General features: G+C 72.9%; 18 protein-coding genes. 7 read left to right on the top strand and 11 right to left on the bottom strand.

Features of this window, described 5'->3' with window-relative positions; translation table 11 throughout:
- Positions 1 to 84: 84 nt before the first annotated feature.
- Positions 85 to 243, bottom strand: a complete 159-nt coding sequence (locus RBL05_RS04930) for a DUF5679 domain-containing protein (RefSeq protein ID WP_010551122.1) — start codon at positions 241 to 243, stop codon at positions 85 to 87.
- Positions 244 to 793: 550 nt separating this feature from the next.
- Between RBL05_RS04930 and RBL05_RS04925 the strand changes: the two genes are divergently transcribed.
- The gene (locus RBL05_RS04925; protein ID WP_308740422.1) at positions 794 to 1,384 is read left to right on the top strand and encodes a M48 family metallopeptidase; all 591 of its coding nucleotides are present in this window, start codon (positions 794 to 796) and stop codon (positions 1,382 to 1,384) included.
- 91 nt (positions 1,385 to 1,475) lie between these two features.
- Here RBL05_RS04925 and RBL05_RS04920 read toward each other — a convergent pair whose 3' ends face one another.
- Together RBL05_RS04920 and RBL05_RS04915 are read right to left on the bottom strand one after the other, a co-directional pair.
- On the bottom strand, positions 1,476 to 2,093 hold the full coding sequence (locus RBL05_RS04920; protein WP_308740423.1) for an NUDIX hydrolase: 618 nt from the start codon (positions 2,091 to 2,093) through the stop codon (positions 1,476 to 1,478).
- Between the two features lie 64 nt (positions 2,094 to 2,157).
- Positions 2,158 to 3,774, bottom strand: a complete 1,617-nt coding sequence (locus RBL05_RS04915) for a zinc-dependent metalloprotease (protein ID WP_308740424.1) — start codon at positions 3,772 to 3,774, stop codon at positions 2,158 to 2,160.
- An 83-nt stretch (positions 3,775 to 3,857) separates the two neighbouring features.
- Here RBL05_RS04915 and RBL05_RS04910 point away from each other — a divergent pair, with 83 nt between their 5' ends.
- The 3 genes from RBL05_RS04910 (at position 3,858) to ettA (ending at position 7,532) form a co-directional block, all read left to right on the top strand.
- Entirely contained in the window at positions 3,858 to 4,997 is a 1,140-nt protein-coding gene (locus RBL05_RS04910; RefSeq protein ID WP_308740425.1) for a PDZ domain-containing protein, read from the top strand.
- The gene (locus RBL05_RS04905; RefSeq protein ID WP_308740426.1) at positions 4,994 to 5,686 is read left to right on the top strand and encodes an HAD family hydrolase; all 693 of its coding nucleotides are present in this window, start codon (positions 4,994 to 4,996) and stop codon (positions 5,684 to 5,686) included. The genes RBL05_RS04910 and RBL05_RS04905 overlap by 4 nt, the downstream gene beginning before the upstream one ends.
- Positions 5,687 to 5,849: 163 nt before the next feature.
- Positions 5,850 to 7,532 carry an energy-dependent translational throttle protein EttA gene (gene ettA, locus RBL05_RS04900; protein WP_318604128.1) on the top strand — a complete coding sequence of 561 codons (1,683 nt, stop codon included), beginning with the start codon at positions 5,850 to 5,852 and terminating at the stop codon, positions 7,530 to 7,532.
- 149 nt (positions 7,533 to 7,681) lie between these two features.
- On the opposite strand, the gene RBL05_RS04895 is transcribed toward ettA, so the two are convergent.
- Positions 7,682 to 9,199 carry a hypothetical protein gene (locus RBL05_RS04895; protein ID WP_308740427.1) on the bottom strand — a complete coding sequence of 506 codons (1,518 nt, stop codon included), beginning with the start codon at positions 9,197 to 9,199 and terminating at the stop codon, positions 7,682 to 7,684.
- A 310-nt stretch (positions 9,200 to 9,509) separates the two neighbouring features.
- On the opposite strand from RBL05_RS04895, the gene glgP reads away from it, so the two are divergent.
- Positions 9,510 to 12,074, top strand: coding sequence for an alpha-glucan family phosphorylase (gene glgP / locus RBL05_RS04890; RefSeq protein ID WP_308740428.1), 2,565 nt, complete (start codon positions 9,510 to 9,512; stop codon positions 12,072 to 12,074).
- Positions 12,075 to 12,115: 41 nt separating this feature from the next.
- Positions 12,116 to 13,435, top strand: a complete 1,320-nt coding sequence (locus tag RBL05_RS04885) for an ABC transporter substrate-binding protein (protein ID WP_308740429.1) — start codon at positions 12,116 to 12,118, stop codon at positions 13,433 to 13,435.
- A 20-nt stretch (positions 13,436 to 13,455) separates the two neighbouring features.
- On the opposite strand, the gene RBL05_RS04880 is transcribed toward RBL05_RS04885, so the two are convergent.
- On the bottom strand, positions 13,456 to 14,391 hold the full coding sequence (locus tag RBL05_RS04880; protein WP_308740430.1) for an acyl-CoA thioesterase: 936 nt from the start codon (positions 14,389 to 14,391) through the stop codon (positions 13,456 to 13,458).
- Between the two features lie 53 nt (positions 14,392 to 14,444).
- On the opposite strand from RBL05_RS04880, the gene RBL05_RS04875 reads away from it, so the two are divergent.
- A complete protein-coding gene (locus tag RBL05_RS04875; RefSeq protein ID WP_308741126.1) occupies positions 14,445 to 14,975 on the top strand; it encodes an acyl-CoA thioesterase in 531 nt (176 codons plus the stop codon).
- Between the two features lie 62 nt (positions 14,976 to 15,037).
- Here RBL05_RS04875 and RBL05_RS04870 read toward each other — a convergent pair whose 3' ends face one another.
- The 6 genes from RBL05_RS04870 to RBL05_RS04845 all read right to left on the bottom strand — a co-directional run bounded on the left by RBL05_RS04870 (position 15,038) and on the right by RBL05_RS04845 (position 23,740).
- Positions 15,038 to 15,490: a globin gene (locus tag RBL05_RS04870; protein ID WP_263311783.1), complete on the bottom strand. Its 453-nt coding sequence runs from the start codon at positions 15,488 to 15,490 to the stop codon at positions 15,038 to 15,040.
- 34 nt (positions 15,491 to 15,524) lie between these two features.
- Positions 15,525 to 16,475 (bottom strand): mechanosensitive ion channel family protein, encoded by a 951-nt coding sequence (locus RBL05_RS04865; protein ID WP_308740432.1) that lies wholly within the window; start codon positions 16,473 to 16,475, stop codon positions 15,525 to 15,527.
- Positions 16,476 to 16,545: 70 nt separating this feature from the next.
- Positions 16,546 to 19,095, bottom strand: coding sequence for an aminopeptidase N (gene pepN / locus RBL05_RS04860; RefSeq protein ID WP_308740433.1), 2,550 nt, complete (start codon positions 19,093 to 19,095; stop codon positions 16,546 to 16,548).
- A gap of 34 nt (positions 19,096 to 19,129) precedes the next feature.
- Positions 19,130 to 19,783, bottom strand: a complete 654-nt coding sequence (locus tag RBL05_RS04855; protein WP_308740434.1) for a DUF402 domain-containing protein — start codon at positions 19,781 to 19,783, stop codon at positions 19,130 to 19,132.
- A 328-nt stretch (positions 19,784 to 20,111) separates the two neighbouring features.
- Positions 20,112 to 21,977 carry an ABC transporter ATP-binding protein gene (locus RBL05_RS04850; RefSeq protein ID WP_308740435.1) on the bottom strand — a complete coding sequence of 622 codons (1,866 nt, stop codon included), beginning with the start codon at positions 21,975 to 21,977 and terminating at the stop codon, positions 20,112 to 20,114.
- A complete protein-coding gene (locus RBL05_RS04845) occupies positions 21,974 to 23,740 on the bottom strand; it encodes an ABC transporter transmembrane domain-containing protein (protein WP_308740436.1) in 1,767 nt (588 codons plus the stop codon). The genes RBL05_RS04850 and RBL05_RS04845 overlap by 4 nt, the downstream gene beginning before the upstream one ends.
- Positions 23,741 to 23,829 lie beyond the last annotated feature (89 nt).

The following is a 23,829-nucleotide window of genomic DNA, read 5'->3' as shown; positions in this document are numbered from 1 at the left end:
TCTGTGGAGGCAGAGCCTCGCAGTACGTCGATCAGCAGTGCTTGCTGCCTGATCTCCTACCGCTCGTGCCTCGCAGTACGTCGATCAGGCCTTGCCGAGGATCCGGTTCAGCTTGGTGCCGCACTCCGGGCACACGGCCTTGGCCATGCGACGGCCGTTGGAGACGACGACGTTGCCCTCGGCCTCCCGCTTCTCGCGGCACTTGACGCAGTAGAACTCTCCGGCATAGGTCTCGTCGGCCATATCCGCTCCTCGTGGGTTCGTGAGTGATGAACATTCGCCGGCGCACGACTCTCGCCGCGGACCGGGACCGGACCACTGTAGCGGGGGGCGCACATGCGCACGAATCAGGAACAGCCGCGGCGCGGCGCAGAAGAAGGGTGATCCGATCTGACCGGCCCGTCGTGCGCTTCGGGAGGCTGGGGGCTCCGGGGAGCCGAGGAAGTGCGCACGACGAGCCGATATCGGCGGCCCGACGGCAGCGTGAGGCCGACCTGGGCCGTAGGACCCCGGGGCGCTCAGCACCACGCGCACCTTCCCCGTGTGCGTCCTGCTAGTTATCCCGGGGTCCTACGTGCAGGGAAACCTAGCCCCTGCGGACCGGGCGGGTCAAAGACAGACCGGGGACCGGCTGTGGACAACCGGCCCCATCCTGTGGACAGCCGGCCCCACCCGGTGTGAACACTGTGGAGGAACCGTCATCGTCCCCGGTCACGACGCTCTGACCGGCCGAATCGCAGTGCACAGCTGTGGACGAAAAAACTTCGCCGGCCGAGCGTGCCAGGCTTGCCCCATGAATGATCTGGTCCACCATGAGCAGCTGAGCGGGCCCCGCGGCGAGCGGGTGCTCGTGCGGCGCAGCGCACGCCGGCGCCGCACCGTGTCCATCACGAGGCGCGACGGCGACATAGTGGTCGCGATCCCCGCCTCCTTCAGCGCCCGCCAGGAGCGGGACTGGGCACGGAAGATGGTCGACCAGATGGTCGCGCGGGAGGCGCGCAGCACCCCCGCGAGGCGCAGCGATGCAGAGCTGATGAGGATGGCGCGCGAGGTCAGTGAGGCTCATCTCGGTGGCCGGGCCCACCCCGCCTCGGTGACGTGGTCCACACGCCAGAACACCCGCTGGGGCTCGTGCACCCCGGCAGACGGCACGATCCGGCTCTCGCACCAGCTGCAGGGCATGCCGGACTACGTGGTGCGCTCGGTGATGATGCACGAGCTGGTGCACCTGCTCGTGCCCGGCCACGGGCCCGAGTTCAAGGCCCTGATGGCCGCCTACCCGCAGGCGGAGAAGGCGCAGGGATTCCTCGACGGGGTCTCCTGGGTGAAGAACATGCCGCCGCTGGACGGCGACGACGTCGAGGAGGCCGCCGGAGAGGCCTGAGCGCGGCCGGGGCGGGCGGTGCTGCGCCCGCGGACGCCGTCGAGCACAGGCCGGCGCCGGACCGCGCGGCGCTGGAGCTCAGCGCTGGAGCTCAGCGCAGCAGCGTCGCGAAGCGCTCCGCGAGGGCATCCAGCGCGGCGGGCAGGTCCGGGACCACGCCCTCCGGCAGCAGCTTCGCCGCCGGGCCGGGCAGGGGAGTGCGGGAGGGCCAGGGGAACCACTGCACGTCCCCCGACTCCTCGCTCGCCCTGAGCGGCATCTGGGCCGCCGGGCGCGGGCCGCGCAGCAGGTACTGCACGTCCCAGTGCTCCTGGCAGCGGCCGAAGGCGGCGTCCAGCCCGTGACGGTGGAGCATGGCCGGGCCCTCGCCGATGCGCTCCAGGCCCGACAGTCCGATCTCCTCGGCGACCTCGCGCCGCGCCGCCTGCTCGAGGCTCGTCTCGCCGTCCTCGAGATGACCGCCGGGCTGCACCCAGAAGCGGCCCTTGAGGTGCCAGACGAGCGCCACGTGCTCGCCCGGCGCATCGGTCACGATCGCGCTCGCGGTGAGATGGCGCGGCCCGCCGTCGCGGTACAGGGCGCGCGGCACGCCCGTCAGCAGGTCGAGGAACTCCCGGGCGAGGGCGGGCGTCGAGGCCGCGCCCTCGAGTGCGAGGGCGAGCTCTGTCGCCGCCGGCTCGGGCGCGGCCGACGACGTCGGAGCGCTCACGGGCGGCTCGGCGGCAGGAGCCCCGTCCGCCACCGACGAGGCGTCCGCGGTGCCGTCGTCCACCTCAGCGGGCATCGCCCGCCGGGCCGTTCCCGTCCTGGTCGGTGCCGGACCCGTCGGAGTCGCCGCTGTCCGAACCGCCGTCGTCGGTGGACTCCCCATCGCCCGGGCCCTCGCCGTCCTCGCGCAGCCGGCCCTGCTCGTCCTCGTGGGGCGCGTCGTCCACGCCCTCGCCGGCCAGCAGCTTCTCGAGCTCCGCGTCGAAGTCGGCGGGGATGGTGACGTCGGCGAGCTCCTCCGCGCCCTCGGCCGGGGCGGCGGCGTCGGTCCTCGGCGCCTGCGGCGTGCCCGAGAGCACCTCCGCCGTGGGCAGCAGGTCGGGGTGGTCCCACTTCGCCTCACGGCCGGACTCGCCCTCGGTGGCCAGCACGGATTCCCACCAGGACAGCGCCTCGCGCACGCGGCGCGGACGCATCTCGATGCCGATGGTCTTCGAGAGCATCTGCTCGGCCGGGCTGCCGGCCGCGCGGCGGCGGCGCAGCACCTCGCGCAGCGCCTCCAGGTCCGGCAGCTTGCCGGTCAGCGCCTTGGTGGTGACGTGGTCGACCCACGCCTCGATGAGTGCGAGGGTGGTCGCGAGCTCCTCGAGGGCCCGCTCCTGCGAGGCGCGGCGCGTGAAGACGAACATCTCCTCGGGCCGGCGCGCCTGCATCGACTGCGGGTCCGAGAGGTCCAGGTCCCGCACCATCTCGTCGAGCGCGTCGAGATCCAGGGTGATCCCGCGCGAGTAGTCCTCGATCGCGGAGAACAGGGCGCGTCCCAGCCACGGCGCGGCGGTGAAGAGCGCTGTGTGCGCGATCTCGCGGGAGGCGAGGAAGATCCGCGTCGACGCCGGGTCGAGGGAGTGCGCTGAGATCAGGTCCTCGACGTTGGCGGCGACCAGCGCCGGCTCGCCGTCGCGGCCGAGCGGCAGCCCCAGGTCCGTGGTGCCGGAGATCTCCCGGGCCAGCGCCCCGATCGCGTGACCGAACTGGACGCCGAACATCGTCCCGCCGATGCGCTCCATCATCCCGGCCGGATCGCCGCCGCCGGGCATCTGCATCCCGGCCGCGCCCATGGCGCCCAGATCGCCCATCTGCCCCATCTGCGCGCTGATCGCCTCGCCGATGGCGCCGGCCATGTACTTCGCGACCGGCTCCACGATCGGCTTCCAGCGCGGCAGGGTGCGCGCGAGCCAGGTGCCGCGGCTGTACACCTGCAGCTCCGCGGAGGGCACGTCGATCGCGAGCACCGGGTCCAGCCACAGCCGCGCCACCTGCGCCGCCTGGCGCAGCTCGGCGACCTGCTCGGCCGAGGGGCTCGGATCGCCAGGCGTGCCGGACGGCGTCTCGACGCCCGGCAGGGTCACCTGCCCGGCGGCGGTGCGACGCGCGAGGTCCTCCGCCATCTGCCAGTTCACGGGGCTGTCGCCCTGGGCGGCGAAGAGGTTCTGCATCTGGGCGGCGGCCGCACGCAGCTGCGCGGGGTCCTGGGGGAGGTTCGCCTGCTGCGCCAGGGCGGAGAGGTCCAGCCCGTCCAGCGCTCCCTCGGGGAGCGCGTCCCCGAAGGTCTCCTTCAGGAAGCGCTTCAGCGCCTCCTCGTCCATGTCACCGGGTCCACCCGGGATCGGGGCATCGCTCATGGCCACCTCCTGCGGTCCGTGGGGTCCCCAGGGTACCGACCGCACCCCGGCAGCGCGCTGACCGTCCCGCCCGGTGCGGCACAATGGGCTGGGTGACCGACGACCCCACGCCCCCTGCCCGCCGCCGCGGGGTGCGCGCGGCGGCCGCGCGCGCGATCGACGACGCGCAGCTCGCCCGGCCCCGGCTCGCACTGACGATGCTCGCGCTGCTGTGCGCGATGATCCTCGGCGGCTCCCTGCTCCCCGTGCCCTACGTCATCGAGCGGCCCGGCCCCGCCATCGACGTGCTCGGCGAGTGGGAGGACGAGGAGATCCTCGTCATCGACGGCGCCGAGACCCACCCCACCGACGGGTCGCTCATGATGACCACGGTCTCCGTCGACGGCGGGCCCGGCTACAGGGTGACCCCCGTCGAGGTCGTCGCCGCCTGGTTCGACCGCTCCAAGATGGTGCTGCCGCGCGAGGCGGTCTTCCCCGACGGGCAGACCCGCGAGCAGACCACCCTGACCAACACCGCCGCGATGAGCACCTCCCAGCAGGACGCCGTCGCGGTCGCCCTTGACGAGCTCGACATCGAGTACCGCGACGTCGTGATGATCGCGGGCGTCCAGGAGGACGGCGCCGCGGCCGGCACCCTCGAGGGCGGCGACGTGATCGTCTCCGTCGGCGGGCAGACCGCCGGCGACGTGCAGGGCTATCGCGACCTCATCGCCGCCGTGCCCGAGGGCGAGGACGTGGAGATGACCGTGCGCCGCGACGGCGAGGAGAAGGACCTCCAGGTCCCCACCGAACTCGTCGACGGCACGCCGCGGATGGGGGTGATCCTCGCCGAGGGCCACGAGTTCCCGCTCGACATCGACATCGCCGTCGGCGACGTCGGCGGCCCGAGCGCGGGGCTGATCTTCTCCCTGTCCGTCTACGACGAGCTGACCGAGGGGGCCCTCACCGGCGGGCACGCCATCGCCGGGACCGGCACCATCGCCGAGGACGGCACCGTCGGCTCCATCGGCGGTATCCGCCAGAAGATGGTCGGCGCGGAGGAGTCCGACGCCGAGTTCTTCCTGGCCCCCTCCGCGAACTGCGAGGAGGTCGTCGGCTACGAGCCCGACGGGCTCGAGGTCGTCGCCGTGGGCACCTTCGAGGAGGCCCTCGAGGCGACGACCACCATCGCCGAGACCGGCACCGTCGAAGGACTCCCCACCTGTGAGGACGTGACCCCATGAGCAAGAAGAACCGACGACGCGCCCCGCAGCGCCCCACCGTCGTCTTCGACTTCGGCGGCGTGCTGAGCGCCGGCCACGACCCGGTCCCCGACATCCACGAGCTGCTCGGCGGAGACGTCGAGGCCGTCGGCGAGGCGCTGTGGGCCGAGCGCGGCGACTACGACGCTGGCCGCACCAGCCCTGCCGAGTACTGGGGGTTGGTCGCCCGCGCCGCCGGCGTGGAGGAGCTCACCGCTGCGGAGATCCACGAGCTGCAGGACGCCGACAACCGCTACTTCCTGCGCCTGGAGCCCGATTCCCGCGCGCTGCTGCACGACCTCGCCCGCAACGACGTGCGCATGGCGCTGCTGTCCAACGCCTCGGCTGCCTTCGGCGAGGCGGTGCGGAAGGCCGACTGGTTCGAGGCCTTTACCCTCGCGGTGATCTCCGCCGAGGAACGCACCGTGAAGCCCGAGCGGGAGATCTACGAGGTGCTGCTGGACGTGCTGGCGCACGAGACCGGGGGAGTGCGGCTCCCCTCGGCGGTGATCTTCTTCGACGACCGCGCGGAGAACGTCGAGGCCGCCCGGGCGCTCGGCATCGACGCGCATCTCTGGCCCCGCAACGGCGATCCGCGCCCCGAGGGCACCGAGCCCGGCGTGAGCATCGCCCGGCGGGTGCTCGCCGAGCGCGGAGTCCCGACGGACTGAGCCGGTTCGCCCTCCATCTGGGCGGCCCGAGCCGGACCCGGGCGGGTCGCGCGGAGGGCGGGCGGGGTAGAGTCGGTCATCGCGACGACTCCCGTGCGGCGCCGCCCTGCGGCGCGCCGGTGAGAGACCAGCACTCCGACCGCTCTCCGACAAGGACACCACATTGGCAGAGTTCATCTACACGATGTACAAGGCCCGCAAGGCCGTGGGCGACAAGGTCATCCTCGATGACGTCACCATGAGCTTCTACCCGGGCGCGAAGATCGGCATGGTCGGCCCCAACGGCGCCGGCAAGTCGACCATCCTGAAGATCATGGCGGGGCTGGACCAGCCCTCCAACGGCGAGGCCCGCCTCAGCCCGGGATACTCCGTCGGCATCCTGCTGCAGGAGCCGCCGCTGGACGAGTCCAAGACCGTCCTGGAGAACGTCCAGGAGGGCATGGGCGAGCTGTTCAAGAAGGTCCAGCGCTTCAACGCCATCGGCGAGGAGATGGCCGAGCCCGACGCGGACTTCGACGCGCTGATGGAGGAGATGGGCAAGCTCCAGACCGAGATCGACGCCCAGAACGGCTGGGACCTCGACTCGCAGCTCGAGCAGGCGATGGACGCGCTGCGCTGCCCGCCCGGCGACGAGCCCGTCACCCACCTCTCCGGCGGTGAGCGCCGTCGCGTGGCACTGTGCAAGCTGCTGCTGGAGAAGCCCGACCTGCTGCTGCTGGACGAGCCCACCAACCACCTCGACGCCGAGAGCGTGCTCTGGCTCGAGCAGCACCTCCAGCAGTACGAGGGCGCCGTCATCGCCGTCACCCACGACCGCTACTTCCTCGACCACGTCGCCGAGTGGATCGCCGAGGTCGACCGCGGCCACCTCTACCCCTACGAGGGCAACTACTCCACCTATCTGCAGAAGAAGGAGGAGCGCCTCCAGGTCCAGGGCAAGAAGGACCAGAAGCTCGCCAAGCGCCTCAAGGAGGAGCTGGACTGGGTCCGCTCCAACGCCAAGGGCCGCCAGGCGAAGTCCAAGTCCCGTCTGGCCCGCTACGAGGAGATGGCCGCAGAGGCCGAGAAGACCCGCAAGCTCGACTTCGAGGAGATCACCATCCCGCCCGGCCCCCGCCTGGGCAACCAGGTGATCGAGGCGAAGGACCTGAAGAAGGGCTTCGGCGAGCGGATGCTCATCGACGGGCTCTCCTTCTCCCTGCCGCCGAACGGCATCGTGGGCGTCATCGGCCCCAACGGCGTCGGCAAGACCACCCTGTTCAAGACCATCGTGGGCCTCGAGCCCCTGGACGGCGGCGAGCTGAAGATCGGTCAGAGCGTCAAGATCAGCTACGTCGACCAGAACCGCGAGAACATCGATCCGGAGAAGAACCTCTGGGAGGTCGTCTCCGACGGGCTGGACTTCATCCAGGTCGGCAAGGTCGAGATCCCCTCGCGCGCCTACGTCTCCCAGTTCGGCTTCAAGGGCCCGGACCAGCAGAAGAAGGCCGGCGTGCTCTCCGGCGGCGAGCGCAACCGCCTGAACCTCGCGCTCACCCTCAAGCAGGGCGGCAATGTGCTGCTCCTGGACGAGCCGACGAACGACCTGGACGTGCAGACCCTCGGCTCGCTCGAGAACGCGCTGCTGGAGTTCCCCGGCTGCGCCGTGGTCGTCTCCCACGACCGCTGGTTCCTCGACCGCGTCGCCACCCACATCCTCGCCTACGAGGGCACCGAGGAGAACCCGGCGAACTGGTACTGGTTCGAGGGCAACTTCGAGTCCTACCAGCAGATCAAGGTCGCCCGCCTGGGCGAGGAGGCCGCGCGCCCGCACCGCGTGACCTACCGCCGCCTGACCCGCGACTGAGGTCCGGGCCGGGAGCACCGGTCCAGCCGCCGGAAGGGGCCGATCACCGCGAGGTGATCGGCCCCTTCCGTCCTCCCGGCATCGTCCCGGCCGGCTCGGTGAGCGGGCGCCGACGTCGGGCCGCGACCCGCGCCGGACGAGCGCCTCGCTCAGATGCCGCTGATCCCGCGGTCGAGCGTCGCCACCACCCGCGGGGAGGGGGAGCCGGAGCCGCTGCCCGGTGCGATCTCCCGCGTGACCAGCAGACGATCGGCCGTCCCGTCGGCGGTGAACGCGATCTCGCCGTCGCGGGAGAGGTCCAGCACGCCCAGGCTCCGCGCGATCCGGTCGGTCTCGCCCCACAGCTCGAGCACCTCGCCGTCCCAGCCGGCGACGCCCTCGGCGCGCAGCGCCACGCCGTCCTCCGCGATCACCGCCTGCCAGGTGCCGTTGTCGCTGAGCCCCGGCACGAGCTGCGCCTCGGGGGAGAGGGAGAGCGTCGTCCAGGTGTCGGTGAACTCCTCGGCCTCGGCGAGATCGCCGCGGGTGGTCACCAGCAGCCCGCCCAGCACCAGCGCGGCCACCGCCAGGAGCGCGGCGAGCGTGCGGGAGATCCAGGGCGTGCGGCGCGTCCCCGCGCGGGCCTGCTGTCGGCGCCGGCGGCGAGCACGGCGGCCGCGCTCCGCCTCGTCTCCGGGGCGGAAGGCGAAGGAGGGGGCGGCGTCCGGGGCGGACTGCTCGCCGCCGGAGGGGACGGGGGTCGGGGCCGAGGGGGCCGACACCCCGGGCGCCGCGGCCGGTGCGGCGCCGGGACGGGCAGGCGGCCCCACCATGCGGCGCTGCGAATCCGTGCCCAGCACCGGGGTCGCGTAGTCGCCGCTGTAGGCCGCCTCGGGCGCCGGGGCGGGGACCGGCTCCGGGGCGAAGCCCTCGAGCACGGCCACATGCAGGTCCCGCGAGGGCGGGACGGCGGTCAGGAGCGTCAGCCGCGCCGCCGCCTCGATCGCGTGGCGGTGCACGCCCGCGGTCTCGGGACCTCGCGCGATCTCCTTCAGCCGTGCCTGCTCCGACGGGTCCGCGAGGGCCAGGGCGTCGAGCGCGGCCAGGGCCCGCAGCTCCGGGTCCTCCGGGCCGGCGAGGGGCACGAGCGCGTCGAGGACCTGGGCGAGGGCGGTCGCGGCTCCCGGCCGCTCGGCCCCCGTCGCCGCGAAGCGGCCCTGCGCGGCGGACTCGACGAGGGCGCGCTGGGGCAGCGGGAGGACGAGCAGGACCCGCAGCACGTCCACCTCCCGTCGGTCACGGGTGCGGTCGTTCGCGGCGGCGGGGGAGACCAGCGAGCGGACGTCGCCGCTGGGACGGGTCGCGAGCGCCGCGCGTCGGGCCCGGTCCAGCACCGCCGCCTCGCCGGGCAGGCCGCTCGCGGCGAGCTCGGCAGCATCGCGCAGGCACGAGCGCAGCACGCTGACGGTGAGGGCCGAGGCACGGGCGGCGGAGCCGGTAACGTGGACCGCGAGACCGTGGATCCGCGGCCCGAGCACGTCCAGCAGCGCACCGGCTGCGCGACGGTCCCCACCCGCGGTGCGCCGCAGGAGGGTCCGCACCGGATCGAGCCGCTCCCCGAGATCGATCGTGTCCTCCGGGATCCCGGGAAGATCCATGACGTCCCCGGTCGCTGCCTCGCTGACCATCCGGGCCCCTCCATGCGCTGTGCTCTCGTCGACGGCACCGCCCCCACGGTGCCGATCCCCATTGTGGCAGGCAGGAGCGCCGTCTCGGGCGCAGAGCGCGCGGAGCGGGGTCGAGTGGGGGAGGAGGAGGGGAGCGGAGGTCGCTGAAAGTTCTTGCAAGAGGGTGACAGATCGTGACGGCCACTCGCGCGGATGAACGGGAGGTGTCCCAACAGTGCTGGTGAGGGTCCAGAAATTCTCCCGGACTTCGGTGATCCCGACACGCAAGACCATTGCAAGAAGGAGGCCCGGCTCGGGTATCTTGGTGGCCATGAAGCCGATCTCCACGATCACCGTCGCCTCCGAGCTCCCGGACGCCCTCGCCCCCCTGCGCGATCTCGCGCTGAACCTGCGCTGGTCCTGGCGTCGACAGACCGTCGACCTGTTCCGCAGCCTGGACCCGCAGGCCTTCGTCGACAGCGGCGAGAACCCCTTCGCGATGCTGCCCATGGTGCCCGCCGGGCGCCTGGCCGAGGCGGCGCGGGACGAGTCCTTCCTCACACGGATGCGCTCCGAGGTCAGGGACCTGCGCACCTATCTCGACTCCGGCCGCTGGTTCCAGCGCACCGTCCCGGGCGAGCAGGGCACCGGCCAGGGCTCCTCGATCGCGTACTTCTCCATGGAGTTCGGGATCACCCCCACCCTGCCGATCTACTCCGGCGGCCTCGGCATCCTCGCCGGCGACCACCTGAAGTCCGCCTCGGACCTCGGCGTCCCCCTGACCGCCATCGGCCTGCTCTACCAGTGGGGCTACTTCTCCCAGTCCCTGGATCGCAGCGGCTGGCAGCAGGAGGAGTACCGCCTCAACGACCCCGCCGACCTCCCCGTCGAGCCCGTCCTCGAGCAGGACGGCACCCAGCTCACCGTCCGCGTGACCCTCCCGGGAGGCCGCGACGTGGCGATCGCCGTGTGGAAGGCCCAGGTGGGCCGGGTCGCGCTGCTGCTGCTGGACACGAACGTCGAGGGCAACGACGAGTCCGCCCGCCAGATCACCGACCGCCTCTACGGCGGCGACCACGAGCACCGCATCGTCCAGGAGATCGTCCTGGGCATCGGCGGCGTCCGCGCCGTGCAGGAGTACGCCCGCGTCACCGGCGGACCGGCCCCCACCGTCTTCCACCTCAACGAGGGCCACGCCGGGTTCTCCGGGCTGGAGCGCGTGGGTCGCCTGATCGAGGCCGGCGCCGGGTTCTCCGAGGCCGTCGCCGAGGTGCGCGCCGGCACCGTCTTCACCACCCACACCCCGGTGCCCGCCGGCATCGACCGCTTCGACGCCTCGCAGCTGCGCGGCTACCTCGACGCCGACGAGAAGGGGCTCTCCCGCCTGATCCCCTCCCTCCCGGTCGAGGCCGCGCTCGCGCTCGGCATCGAGGAGGGCGGCGACATCTTCAACATGGCCCAGCTCGGCTTCCGCATCGCCCAGCGCTCCAACGGCGTCGCGAAGCTCCACGGCGCCGTCTCCCGCGCCATGTTCCAGAACCTGTATCCGGGATTCGACGTGCCCGAGGTCCCGATCGGCTCGGTCACCAACGGCGTGCACCGCCGCACCTGGACCTCCGCCCACATGGATGACCTGTACAAGAAGGCGCTCGGCGACATCGACATCTCCTCCATGTCGGACTGGAGCGCGCTGTCGGCCCTCACGGACCACGAGCTCACCTCCACCCGGGACGCGCTGCGCGCGGACCTCGTGGCGATGGCGCGCAAGCACGTGAAGGACTCCTGGCTGCGCCGCGGGGCCGACGAGGCCGAGCTCGCCTGGACCGACCACATCCTCGACCCGGGCGTCCTGACCATCGGTTTCGCCCGCCGCGTCTCGACCTACAAGCGGCTGACGCTGATGCTCTCGGATTCCGAGCGTCTCAAGCGGATCCTGCTGGACGAGGAGCGTCCGGTCCAGATCGTCGTGGCGGGCAAGTCCCACCCGGCCGACCGCCCCGGCAAGGAGTTCCTCCAGCAGCTGGTGCAGTTCGCCGACGACCACGGCGTGCGCCACCGGATCGTGTTCCTGCCCGACTACGACATCCGCATGGCCTCGGTGCTGATCGCCGGCGCCGACGTGTGGCTGAACAATCCTGTCCGCCCCGAGGAGGCCTCCGGCACCTCGGGCATGAAGGCCGTGCTCAACGGCGGTCTGACCTTCTCGATCTCCGATGGCTGGTGGGACGAGATGAAGGACGACGCGGCCGGGTGGACGATCCCGACCGCGGACGTCGCCGACCAGGTCGAGCGCGACCGGATCGAGGCCGGGGCGCTGTACGAGATCCTCGAGCAGGAGATCGCGCCGCTGTTCTACGAGCGCGACGCGCGCGGGATGCAGCGCGGCTGGATGACGAAGGTCCGCTCCTCCCTGGTGCGGATCGCCCCGCAGATCACCGCCGCCCGGATGGTGCGCGACTACGTCACCGACCTCTACCTCCCGGCCGCTCGTGCCTCGGGCGCCTTCGCTGCGGATCCCGCTCTGGCCGGGGCGTTCACCGAGTGGAAGGCACGCGTGGGCCAGGTGTGGTCGCAGATCGCCGTGCGCGATGTGCGCCTCGAGGGCACGACCGGGGACCGGGTGGCGACCGGCGCCGAGGTCACCCTCTCGGCCGAGGTCGACCTCGCCGGCCTCGCGGACGAGGACGTGCTGGTGGAGGCGGTCCTGGGAGAGGTCGCCGACGGGGATGAGATCATCGATCCGCAGCTGATCCCGCTGCGACGCGGGGATGACGGGCGCTTCGCAGCCCGCTTCGCCCTCGCCGCCCCCGGCCGGGTGGGCTTCACCGTGCGGGTCACCCCGCAGCATCCGGTGCTGTCCTCCCGCGCCGAGCTCGGGCTGGTGACCACCGCCTGAGGCTCCCCGACCCACGCACCCGTCAGAGAGGCCCCGAACCCGTGCCGACCCGTCGACAGCTCCTGCTCACCGCCGCCGCGACGGGACTGGCCGGGGTCGGGGCCCTCTCCGGCTGCTCCCGCGGCGGCCCGGCCGAGCTCGAGGACGGCGACCGGCTGCGGATGCGGGTGTGGAGCGAGGCGGCCGGCGCCGCCTACGAGGAGTCGCTGGCCGCGTTCACCGCGGACAGCGGCATCGAGGTCGAGCTCGAGGTGCTGAGCTGGGACGACTACTGGACCCAGCTGCCGCTGGACGTCGCCGGCGGCACCCTGCCCGATGTGCTGTGGATGAACACCGCCCATCTCGCCGAGACCCACGCCGCGGAGGTGCTGCTGGACGTCGGCGAGATCGTCGGGCGCGACAGCTCCGCCTGGGAGCAGGTCGCCACCGACCTCCACCGGATCGACGAGACGCTGTGGGGCGTGCCCCAGTACTACGACCAGAGCCTGCTGATCGCGAACCAGGGCCTCGTCGCCGCCGCGGGCGGGGACGCCTCCGCGCTGGTGTTCGATCCCGGCGCGGGCTCCGATCCGCTGCGGGAGCTCGCCACCGCCCTCACCGCCGACGGGGAGGGCCGCCATCCCGGGGACGAGGGCTTCGACCCCGCCGCCCGCACCACCCACGGCTTCAGCGCCCATCCCGACCGCTCCTCGGTGCTCGGCCCGTTCCTCGCCGGGCAGGGCGGGGCCTGGCAGGATGAGGAGGGCGCCGTCACCCTCGCCACCGAGCAGGGCGTCGCCGCGATCCAGTACCTCGCCGACCTCGCCTCCTCCCATCTCGCGCCCGCCGCGGCCGAGACCCTCGAGGAGCCCGGCCGCTGCCGGGACCTCTTCGTCGGCGGGCGGCTGGGGCTGCTGCAGACCGGCACCTACGACCTCCACACCCTCGTCGAGGAGATCGACGGCGCCTTCGAGTGGACCCTGCACCCGGTGGTCTCGGGGCCCGAGGGCGCCCGTCCGCTGGTGCACTCCGTCGCGGCCGCCGGCGTCGATCCCGACTACGAGGACCGCGCCGCGGCGATCGGGAGGCTGCTGGGCTGGCTCGGCTCGGTCGAGGGGCAGCGCCCGCTGGCCGAGAACCGCCTCGGAATCCCCGCGCACCGCGACCTGCGCGGCGCCTGGGAGGAGAGCTGGGCGGGTGTCGGCGTGGACGTCTCCGCGGTGGAGGTCCCGCAGGAGCCGGCCCTCCCCGAGCACGGGGCCCGCTCCGCGGAGGCGACCGGCGAGGCCCTCGCGATCATCGCCGAGGTGTTCCGCGGCGACACCACGGCGGAGGAGGCGCTGCCCCGCGCCCAGGAGGCCGCCCGCACGGTCATGTCCTGACCGGTGGCGGCCCCGGCGGATCAGCCCCGGCGCGGCGCGCGGATCATGCCCTCCTGCGTGACCGTCGCGACGAGCTCCCCGGACCGGTCGAAGATCTGCCCGTGGGTGAGGCCGCGCCCGCCCGAGGCGGAGGGGGAGCGCTGGACGTACAGCAGCCACTCGTCGGCCCGCACGTGGCGGTGCCACCAGATCGCGTGATCGATGGTCGCCATCTTCAGACCGGGCGTCATCCAGCTCAGGCCCTGCTTGCGCAGGATCGGCTCGAAGGGCGTGTAGTCGCTGGCGAAGGCGAGGATCGAGTCGTGCAGCAGCGGGTCCGCGTCCACCGGGGCGAGGGTGCGCATCCACACCATCTGCGCGTCGATCGTGCCGCCGTTCTCGTCGGGCCGCAGATAGATCGGGTCGGTGACGTGGCGGATGTCGATCGGCCGCTGTGTGGACCAGTACTCGGCGACCGGGTGGTCGATGCCCGCGAGCACCTCGGCGGTCGTCGGCAGCCCCTCGGGGTCCGGCGCCTCGGGGGCGTGCTCGGCGTGCTCGAGCCCCTCCTGCTCCTCCTGGAACGACGCGGTCATGGCGAGGATCGTGCGCTCGCCCTCCTCCTCGGTGCGGCCGGGCTGGGTCGCGAGCACGCGTCGCACGGAGAAGGAGCCGCCGTCGCGCAGCGCGTCGACCTCGAAGCGGATCGGGTGCGCGGGATCGCCCGGGGCGAGGAAGTAGGAGTACATCGAGTGGATCCGACGGCCCTCCGGGACGGTGCGGCCCACCGCGGTGACGGCCTGGCCCATCACCTGGCCGCCGAAGACGTGACCGCCGGGCTGCGGGGAGGAGTCCCCCTCGTAGACGGCGACGGCGGTGGCGGAGGAGGCCGCCCCCGCGGCGTCGACGGGGCGGAGGTCCAGCAGGTCGACGAGGCCAGCGGCGACGCGCATGTGGTCGGGGTTCGAGGCGGTCATGCCCCGATCGTACTGGTCAGGCCGTGCCGGTCCGGGGATCTAGCATCAGCATCATGCAGTTCACGATCACCACCGACGCCACGCCCGAGCACCCCGCACCGCTGGATGTGCCCGTCCCCGTGCGCTGGACCGACCTCGACGCCTACGGGCACGTCAACAACGCCGCCATGGTGCGCCTGCTCGAGGAGGCCCGCATCGCGGCCTTCTGGCAGCCCGCGCCCGAGCAGCTCGAGCTCGGGGCGCAGCAGCCGCCCGCCGCGCTGCCGTTCAGCGGCGCCGGTACCGAGGACGCCGCCATCGCGACAGTCATCGCTTCCCAGCGCATCGAGTACGTCCGTCAGCTCGGCCACCGCCGCGACGGCGTGGTGGTGCGGCTGTGGCTCTCCCGCATCGGCGGGGCGAGCCTGACCGCGGACTATCTCGTCCTCACCCGCGACGATCCCGAGGGCGGGGCGCCCTACGCCCGCGCCCGCACCGTCATGGTGCTGGTGGACGCGGAGACCGGCTCCCCGGTCCGCCTCGAGCAGGAGGCCCGCGAGTCGCTGCGCGCCTTCACGGGCGAGCCGCTGACCTTCCGGGACTGATCCGCCGCGGGATCATGGCCGCGGGGAGCGCACCCCGGCCGTGGGAGGGCGGGCCGGCCGGCTCAGGAGAGCCGGTCGGGGACCTGCTGCCCGGCCGCGGGCGCCTCGCCGCCATCGACGGTGTTGAGCATCGAGTGGGCGGCCCGCTCGAGGTAGTCCCACAGCGTCTGCTCGTGCAGCGGCGCGAGCTCGAGCTCATCGACCGCGACGCGCATGTGGCGCAGCCAGGCGTCCCGCGCCGAGGGCGAGACGGGGAAGGGGGCGTGGCGGATCCGCAGCCGCGGATGCCCGCGCTCGGCGCCGTAGGTCTTCGGCCCGCCCCAGTACTGGGCGAGGAAGGTCTCCAGGCGGTGCTTCGCCCCGGTGAGGTCCTCCTCGGGGTACATCGGGCGCAGCAGCGGGTCCTCGGCGACGCCCTCGTAGAACCGCTCGACGAGCCGGGCGAAGGTCGGCGCGCCGCCGACGGCGTCGTAGAAGCTCTGCTGCTCGGGCGAGCGGCCTGCGGGAGTGGTCATGGTCGTGCTCCGTCTGTTCAGGGGCGGGCGAGGGTCACTTGCCCGCTTCGACGAAGCGGGGCAGGGCGAAGGCGACGTGGGCGGAGGCGAAGCCGGCGCGGATCCGTGCCCGCAGCTCCCGCTCGACGCCCCACTGCTGGCCGGGGACGGTCTGCACCACGACGCGGCGCTGGTAGCGGTTGCCGTCGACGTCGAGGATGCCGCTGATGTCCGCCGGGGCGAGGATCAGCTCCTTCCACTGCGGGTCGGACCGGAGATCAGCGGTGACCTGCTCGAGGATCCTCGTGACCGTCTCATCGTCGGCGCCGGCGTCGATGTCGAGGGTGACCACGGCGTTGGAGAAGCCGCGCGCGTAGTTGCCCACGCGGATGATCTCGCCGTTGCGCACCGTCCACAGCACGCCGTCCATACCGCGCACCTGGGTGGCGCGCAGGTTGATCGACTCGACGGTGCCCTCGGCGTACTCGAGGTCCACCCAGTCGCCGACGGCGACGATGTCCTCGAAGAGCATCACGACGCCCGCGACGACGTCCTTGATGATCGTCTGCGCACCGATGCCCGCGGCGAGGCCGACCACGCCGAGGCTCGCGATGACCGGGGCGATGTTCACGCCGATCTCGGAGAGGATCATCATGAACGCGATCGCCCAGATCACGGCGCGGGCCACGTTGCGGGCGACGTTCGAGAGGGTCTCGGCGCGCTGCTCGCGACGTGCCTGGGCGGCCTTCTGCGAGCGGGGATCGCGCTTGATGACGGTGCTCGCCGCGTTCGAGATCCGGGAGCCGGACTGCACCATCGTGGTGAAGAAGCGGCGCAGCAGCCAGCCGGCCACCAGGCTGAGGACGGTGGCCGCCACGAGGATCACGACGATCTTCACGCCGCTGGTGGCGAGCCACTGGAGCAGCTGGTCGGCGAGGCTCAGCGCCTCGTCGGCGGAGGGCGTCGCGAGCAGGGGGCCGAGGTCGGGAGGGAAGTCGTCAGGCATGTCCTCGACAATATCCTCGCCCCGCCGGGGCCGTCATGGTCCGGACGGGGCGAGGCTCGTCACCGTCGGCTCACTCGACGTCCGCGGCGCGCACCCGCTCCTGGCGGGCGACGGTGTCGCGGCCCTCGATGATGATGCGGCGCAGGCCGAAGGGCGCGTCCTCGGAGTCGGCGAGCCACTGGTCCGCGGCGTCGAGCACGCCCTGCCCGCCGTAGGAGTGCGGGAAGTAGCCGGAGACCAGGCGGGTCGCGATCTCGTTCGAGCGCTCCGCCCAGATCCGGGAGATCTCCTCGAAGTAGCGCGGACGGTACGGGGCGATCAGCGTCTCGTCGGTGACGCGGCGGAAGCCCTGCACCACCGCGGTGACCGACTCGTTGGCCAGCGTGTCCTTTTCGACCGTGCGGCGCCACGCCTTGGCCTTGGCGACCTCGGTGGGCAGCGCGGCACGGGCGGTGAGGGCGTGCTTGCGGCCGGACTGGGTGTCGTCGGCCGCGAGCTGCTCGTCGATGCCGGCGGCGTCGATCCCGCCGAGCACGGCCAGGGAGATCACGAGCTTCCAGCGCAGATCGGTGTCGATCTCGCGGCCGGGCAGGGCGATGCCTCCGCCGAGCAGCCCCTCGAGGGTGCTGCGGTGCTCGGTGGTGCGGGCCAGGCGCGCGAAGCTCTCCAGCAGCTGCAGCTGCGTGTCGGAGCCGGCCTCGGCCTCCTGGGCGAGGGCCCAGACGGCGTCGGCCGCCTGCTCGGTGCGGCCGGCGCGCTCCTCCGCGGCGGCGTAGGGGCCCGCGACGGACTCGAGCTGCTGGAGCAGGGTGCGGACCACGGAGGAGGAGCTCTCCCCGGTGAGGTTCGCGAGCACCAGCTGCTGGAAGCGGCGGCTGGGCAGCTCGGCGTCGCGCACCATGTCCCAGGCGGCGGACCACAGCAGGGTGCGCGCCAGCGGGTCCTCGAGATCGCGCAGATGCTCCATCGCGACGGTGAGGGAGTCGGCGTCCAGGCGCACCTTGGTGTAGGTCAGGTCGCCGTCGTTGAGCAGCCAGAGGTCGGCGCGGCGCCCGGCGAGCTCGGGTACCTCGGTGAGCTCCCCGTCGACGTCGAGCTCGAGCGTCTCGGTGCGCACCAGCTTCCCGTCCTGCAGGGAGAAGCCGCCCACCTGCAGGCGGTGCGGGCGCAGCACCGGGTGCTCCGCCGGGGCGGTCTGCCGGATCGCGAAGCGGGAGACGGCGCCGTCGGCGTCGTGCTCTATCACGGGGGCGAGGGTGTTGACCCCGGAGCGCTGCAGCCACAGCTGCGCCCAGCGGGTCAGGTCGCGGCCGCTGGTGGCCTCGAGCTCGGTGAGCAGATCGCTCAGCTCGGTGTTCCCCCAGGCATGCTTCGCGAAGTAGGCGCGCACGCCGGCGAAGAACTCCTCCCGGCCGACGTAGGCGACCAGCTGGCGCAGCACGGAGGCGCCCTTGGCGTAGGTGATGCCGTCGAAGTTCGTCTCGACGGCCTCGAGGTCGACCATGTCGGCGACGATCGGGTGGGTGGAGGGCAGCTGGTCCTGCTGGTAGGCCCAGCTCTTCTCCGACAGCGCGAAGGTGGTCCAGGCGTCGTCCCAGCGGGTCACCTCGGCGCTGGCGAGGGTGGAGGCGTACTCGGCGAAGGACTCGTTCAGCCACAGGTCGTCCCACCAGCGCATGGTCACCAGGTCCCCGAACCACATGTGGGCGAGCTCGTGGAGGATGGTGAGGTCGCGCCGCTCGCGCACCGCGTCGGCGACGTCGGAGCGGAAGACGTAGGACTCGACGTAGGTGATCGCGCCGGGGTTCTCCATCGCGCCCATGTTGTACTCGGGCACGAAGACCTGGTCGTACTTGCGGAACGGGAAGTCCTGGTCGAAGGCCTGCTCGTAGAAGTCGATGCCGGCCTTCGTCACATCGATGACGTTCTGGGCGTCGACGTGCTCGGCCAGCGAGGCGCGGGCGAAGACGCCCATCGGGATCGTGCGGCCGTCGCGCGCGGTGACCTCGCCGGTCCCGCCCTGGTAGTTGCCGGCGATCAGCGCGACGAGATAGGTGGACATCCGCTCGGTGGGGGAGAAGGCCCAGGTCGCCGTGCCCTCGCCCGCGGCCGACGGCTCCGGCGTGGGGGAGTTGGAGATGACGCGCCAGTGGTCGGGCGCGGTGACGGTGAGCTGGTACGTCGCCTTGAGGTCGGGCTGCTCGAAGCAGGCGAACATGCGCCGGGCGTCGGAGACCTCGAACTGGGTGTAGAGGTACACCTCGTCGTCGACGGGGTCGACGAAGCGGTGCAGGCCCTCGCCGGTGTTCATGTACCGGCCGGTGGCCAGGACGCGCACGGTGTTCGCGCCCTCGGCGAGGGCGGGCAGGCGGACGCGGGCGCCGTCGAAGCGGGAGGCGGGATCGGGCAGGAGCTCTCCGTTGAGCTCGATCTCGTGGACCTCCTCGGCGATCAGGTCGAGGAAGGTCTCCTGCGCCTCCGCGGCGTCGAAGCGCAGCGTGGTCTCCGTGCGGAAGGTCCGCTCGTCGGTGGCGAGGTCCAGCCGGATCTCGTAGGCGTCGGTGCTGAGGAAGGAGGCGCGGCGGCGCGCCTCGTCCCGGGTGAGGTTCTCTGAGGACATGGGGCCATCCTGCCACCGGGCCCGGCCCTTGCGCTCAGCGTCGGGTCAGGTCCAGGTCCCAGCTGTAGTGCTCGGGCAGCCGCGGCAGCTCCCAGGTGGGGTCCGGGAAGAAGTACTCGTAGCCGGCGGAGAAGGGGTAGGTCCACTCGGCGATGTGCTGCTCGGCGTCGCGGCCGGCGGCGCGGATCCCCTCGACCTCCTCGGGGCTGAAGTAGCCGGTGCGCTCGGCGCCCTCGAGCTCGTCCTCGTCCTTGTAGTGCCAGTCGCGGCGCGGCAGGACCACGAGGTCGAGCACCAGGTCGCGGGTGCGCACGCCCCCCTCGGTCCGCTCGTAGGGGGTCTCGAGGTTGACGTAGTAGCAGCCCAGCGAGCCGTCGTCCTTGTAGAACAGCCAGATCGAGTAGGGCTTGTCGGGCAGGCCGATCATGAGGATCCCGTTGCCGGTCCAGAGCTGCTTGGACTGCACGCGGGGTGCGGTGAACATGCCCTCGTCGCCGGCGCGGCGCAGCGCCGCCCCGGACTCGAGCACGGGCAGCAGTACCTCGGTGCCGGGGGCGATCCACACCACCACGCCGCGGTCGTCGTCGAGCACGACGGTGCCGGGGCGGACGGTGCGGGTGGGGTGCTGCGGGGTGTAGTAGGTCCAGGTCACCTGGTCGCCGGGCGACCAGCGCGGGGTGGAAGACATGGTGGAGGTCCCGGCCGGATCGGCCTCCGCGGACGCCCCGTACCGACCGGCCACCGGGCCGGGGCTGCGCTGCCCGTGGAGGGGTAGGCGTATGGGGCGACCCTACCTCGTCGTCATCTCAGCCGGTGGCGGCACGCCGTCGCGGCGGGCGCCGAGGGCGGGGCGCCGGTGCGGATCATCCTCACCCTTGAGGTGGAGGGGGAGCCGGCCGAGGACGCCGCGGACGGCGACGTGCTCGAGCTCGGCGACGTCGGCACCTCGCGGCGATGGGACCTGACCGGCGGCGAGGGCGTCGGGCGGGTGCTGCGCCTCGCCGGCGCGGGAGGGCTCAGCCCGCCCAGGCCTCCCACAGCCGGGCGTAGTCCCCGCCGCGGGCGACGAGCTCGTCGTGGGTGCCCTGCTCGACGACCGCGCCGTCGGCCATCACCAGGATCCGGTCGGCGACCTTAGCCTGCGAGAGGCGGTGGGCGACGATGATCGTGGTGCGGCCGCGGGCGACCTCGAGCGCCGCGCGCTCGAGCACCCGCGCCCCGGAGGAGCCCTCGTCGGCCGTGGCCTCGTCGAGGATCAGCACGGCCGGATCCTGCAGCGCGACCCGGGCGAGGGCCAGCTGCTGGGACTGCTCGGCGGTGAGCCGCTCGCCCTTCTCGCCCACCTCGGTGTCCAGGCCGCGGGGCAGCCGGTCCACCCAGGCGAGCGCCTCCACCCTGGCCAGCGCCACGCGCAGCAGCTCGTCGGAGGCGTCGGGGGCGGCCAGCTGCAGGTCCTCCCGCAGCGTGCCGCGGAAGACGTGCACGTCCTGGGAGACGATCGACGCGTGGCGTCGGACGGCCTCGAGGTCCGCGCTCGCGAGATCCGCACCGCCGTGCAGCACCCGGCCGTGGCGCGGGACGAGGGTGCCCGCCATGATCGCGGCGAGGGTCGACTTGCCCGCGCCGGAGGCGCCCACCAGCGAGACCGTCTCCCCGGGCGCGATCTCGAGGTCCAGCGGCCGCAGCACGATCCGCTCGTTCCCGTCCTCGTCCTCGCCGTAGGCGTGGGAGACCTGCTCGAGGCGGATCGAGGCGTCGCGGGGCACCTCGGTGCCGGGGGAGACCGCGGGGTCGATCGAGGTGATCACCCCGACCATCCTCGCCAGGCTCGCCAGCGCCGACTGGACCTCGTCGAGGTTGAAGATCACCGCCATCATCGGCCAGAACAGGGTCACCAGGTACACCGCCGCCGCGGTGACCAGGCCGACGGGCGCCGCACCGGTCTGCACCAGCACGAAGCCGACCCCGATCACCATCGCCAGCGCCAGGTTCTCGGGCACGTTCAAGCCCAGCACCAGCCGGCTCACCAGGTGCATCACGCGCATGTTCAGCAGCGCGGCGGTCTCCGAGAGCACGGCCACGTGGCGGGTCTCGCGCCGCTCGATGCCGTAGGCGTGCACGGTGGGGATGCCGTGGATGGCGGAGAGCAGGCCCTGGGCGCGGGCGCCCATCGCGATCCGCTCGCGGCGGTAGATCGGGCCGGTGCGGCGCAGGTACCAGGTCGCGGCCAGCACGTACATCGGCACGATGATCACGACCATGAGCAGCAGCCACGGCGAGAGCATCGCCATGCCGCCCAGGGTGATCAGCACCAGGAATCCGAGCTGGATGAGGTTCGGGACGAGGTTGTTCACCGCCCGGGCGGCGACGTCCACGTCGTCGGCGACGCGGGAGAGGGCGTCGCCGATGCCGGTGCGCTCCATGGTCTGCGCGGGCAGGTCCAGGGCGCGGTCGATCACGTCCTCGCGCATCTCGGCGAGGATCCGCTGGCCGAGCGCGGAGATCATCGACCAGCCCGCCGCCATCAGCACCGCCTGGAGCACCCCGACCCCGAGGATCCGCAGCCCCAGCGACCACACCTCGGCGCTCGAGCCGCCGGCGGCGACCACGTCCACGGCGGAGCCGATCAGACGGGGGAGGATCGCGGCGGCGACCGCGCCGCCCACGGTGATCAGCAGCGTGGCCGTGGCCGAGAGCCAGTGCTCCCGCAGCCGCGCGAGCATGAAGCGCATCGAGGCGCCGGGGCCCGCGATGGGCAGCAGCTGCGCGTGCTCGGCCAGCTGACGGCGCGCGGTCGCGTCCTCGCCGAGGACCTCCTCGAGCGGTCGGTCCCAGTCCAGGCCCGGCATGCGGGTCCCCTGGGATCCCTGCGATGCGCTCATCGCCGCACCACCTCCCGGTACTGCTCGTGTCCCATCAGATCGGTGTGCTCGCCCTCGGCGGTGATCCGCCCGTCGCGGACGAAGACCACGCGGTCCGCCGCCTGCAGCAGCGCCGGGGCGCGGGTGACCAGCAGGGTCGCCCGGTCGGTGCGGTGCCGTGCGGCGACCAGCGCCTCGGCGATGTTCTGCTCGGTGACGGCGTCGACCGCGGTGGTCGGGTCGTGCAGCACGAGCACCGGCGCGTCCGCGGCGACGGCGCGGGCGAGCGCGATCCGCTGCCGCTGCCCGCCGGAGAGGTTCGCGCCGCGGTCCAGGATGCGGGTGTCGTAGCCCTCGGGCAGGATCCGCAGCAGGTCCTCGGCGCCGGCGGCGTGCAGCGCCGCGTCGGCCCAGCCGTCGTCGCCGGTCTCCGGCGAGGGGCCCTGCTCGGGGGCGCGGGTCGCGAGCTGCTCGCGCAGGGTCCCGTCGAAGAGGTCCACGACGTGCGGCTCGACGAGCAGGTCCGCCCGCAGGCCCAGCCGGTCCTCGGGCGTGATCGCCACCTCGCCCACGCGGGCGCCGCCGTCGACGCGGCCGCTGACCGCGTCGATCACGTCCGCGGCATCGGCCGGGTCCGCGCAGGCCAGCGCCACCACCTCGCCGTCGGCGACGGACAGCAGCGGCAGGTGGAGGCCGCCGGCGGCGCCGCGTCGGCCCGTCCCGCGGCTGCCGCGCTCGTCGCGCTGCGTGGTGAGCACGTCCAGGGTCAGCTCCGGGTCGTCGACCGTGCGGCCGAGGTCCGTGTACAGGTCCCGCACGCGACGCGCCGAGGTGGACATACCGGCCCACCACACCGGGGCGCCGGAGAGGCCCTGCAGCATCCCCATCACGTAGCGGGCCAGGCCCACCACGGCGATCAGCACGCCGAGGGTCAGCGCGCCGTCGAGGGTGCGCAGCGCGGCGAGGACCACGACCGCCGCGAGCATCGTCCCGGTCACCAGGGTCGTGAGCCCCGAGGAGAGGCCCGAGTAGCGGGCGTTGACCAGCGCCGCGTCCAGCGCGGTGCGGGAGCGGCGGCGGTAGGTCGCCCGTGCCCGGCTCTGCACGCCCAGGCCCTGCAGCACCCGCAGCCCGTGCACGAGGTCGGTCGCGGTCGCGGCGGCCTCCGCAGCCTGGGACTGCTGGTCGTCGTAGCGGGCGGACAGGGTCGGGGTGATCACGCGGATCACCACGACCATCACCACGATGCCCAGCCCCATCGCGAGTCCCAGCCACGGGTCCATCACGGTGAGATAGGCGGTCGCGCCCAGCACCGCGAGGGTCGAGGGGACCACCCACGGGATCATGTCCATCACGTCGGATGCTTTGTCCGCATCCGACGTGGCGATCGAGAGCACCTCGCCGGCGGGGCGGCGCACCGTGCGCGAGCGCGGGTCGAGCACCGCGCCGGTCAGGCCCACCCGCAGCCGGTGCCGCTCGTACATGACCGCCTTCTGCGAGAGCAGGAAGGTCCACACCCACAGCAGCACGCCCAGCACGCGCAGCAGGATCAGCCCCGCCGCGCCCAGCACCGTCAGCCGCAGATCGCCGGCGAGGATGCCGTGGTCGATGAGGAGGCCCAGCACGATCGGCATGAGCATCTCGACGCCCTCGGACACGGTCGCCAGCGGCAGGATGAGCGCGAGGGTGCGACGGTGGGCGCGCACGATGGAGCGCAGCACGCCGGGGGCGGGGCGCGCCGGGGAGGAGGTCGCCGCGGCCGCGGCGGGGGAGGAGTCGAGCACTCGTCCGATCCAACCCGTCCGGACCCTGCGGGGCAAGGTGTTTTCCCTCGCCGTGAGCGGGCCGACGCACGGCGGGCGCGCCGGTGCGA

This window comes from Brachybacterium sp. GU-2, from assembly GCF_030866705.2.
GTDB lineage: Bacteria > Actinomycetota > Actinomycetes > Actinomycetales > Dermabacteraceae > Brachybacterium > Brachybacterium conglomeratum.
This window is presented reverse-complemented; position numbering and strand designations above follow the sequence as displayed.

Excerpts from the sequence above, each read along its gene's own strand:
- RBL05_RS04930 (WP_010551122.1), bottom strand. The coding sequence starts at position 243 with ATGGCCGACGAGACCTATGCCGGAGAGTTCTACTGCGTCAAGTGCCGC.
- RBL05_RS04925 (WP_308740422.1), top strand. The coding sequence starts at position 794 with ATGAATGATCTGGTCCACCATGAGCAGCTGAGCGGGCCCCGCGGCGAG.
- RBL05_RS04915 (WP_308740424.1), bottom strand. The coding sequence starts at position 3,774 with ATGAGCGATGCCCCGATCCCGGGTGGACCCGGTGACATGGACGAGGAG.
- RBL05_RS04910 (WP_308740425.1), top strand. The coding sequence starts at position 3,858 with ATGGGCTGGGTGACCGACGACCCCACGCCCCCTGCCCGCCGCCGCGGG.
- RBL05_RS04905 (WP_308740426.1), top strand. The coding sequence starts at position 4,994 with ATGAGCAAGAAGAACCGACGACGCGCCCCGCAGCGCCCCACCGTCGTC.
- RBL05_RS04895 (WP_308740427.1), bottom strand. The coding sequence starts at position 9,199 with ATGGTCAGCGAGGCAGCGACCGGGGACGTCATGGATCTTCCCGGGATC.
- glgP (WP_308740428.1), top strand. The coding sequence starts at position 9,510 with ATGAAGCCGATCTCCACGATCACCGTCGCCTCCGAGCTCCCGGACGCC.
- RBL05_RS04880 (WP_308740430.1), bottom strand. The coding sequence starts at position 14,391 with ATGACCGCCTCGAACCCCGACCACATGCGCGTCGCCGCTGGCCTCGTC.
- RBL05_RS04875 (WP_308741126.1), top strand. The coding sequence starts at position 14,445 with ATGCAGTTCACGATCACCACCGACGCCACGCCCGAGCACCCCGCACCG.
- RBL05_RS04870 (WP_263311783.1), bottom strand. The coding sequence starts at position 15,490 with ATGACCACTCCCGCAGGCCGCTCGCCCGAGCAGCAGAGCTTCTACGAC.
- RBL05_RS04865 (WP_308740432.1), bottom strand. The coding sequence starts at position 16,475 with ATGCCTGACGACTTCCCTCCCGACCTCGGCCCCCTGCTCGCGACGCCC.
- pepN (WP_308740433.1), bottom strand. The coding sequence starts at position 19,095 with ATGTCCTCAGAGAACCTCACCCGGGACGAGGCGCGCCGCCGCGCCTCC.
- RBL05_RS04855 (WP_308740434.1), bottom strand. The coding sequence starts at position 19,783 with ATGTCTTCCACCCCGCGCTGGTCGCCCGGCGACCAGGTGACCTGGACC.
- RBL05_RS04850 (WP_308740435.1), bottom strand. The coding sequence starts at position 21,977 with ATGAGCGCATCGCAGGGATCCCAGGGGACCCGCATGCCGGGCCTGGAC.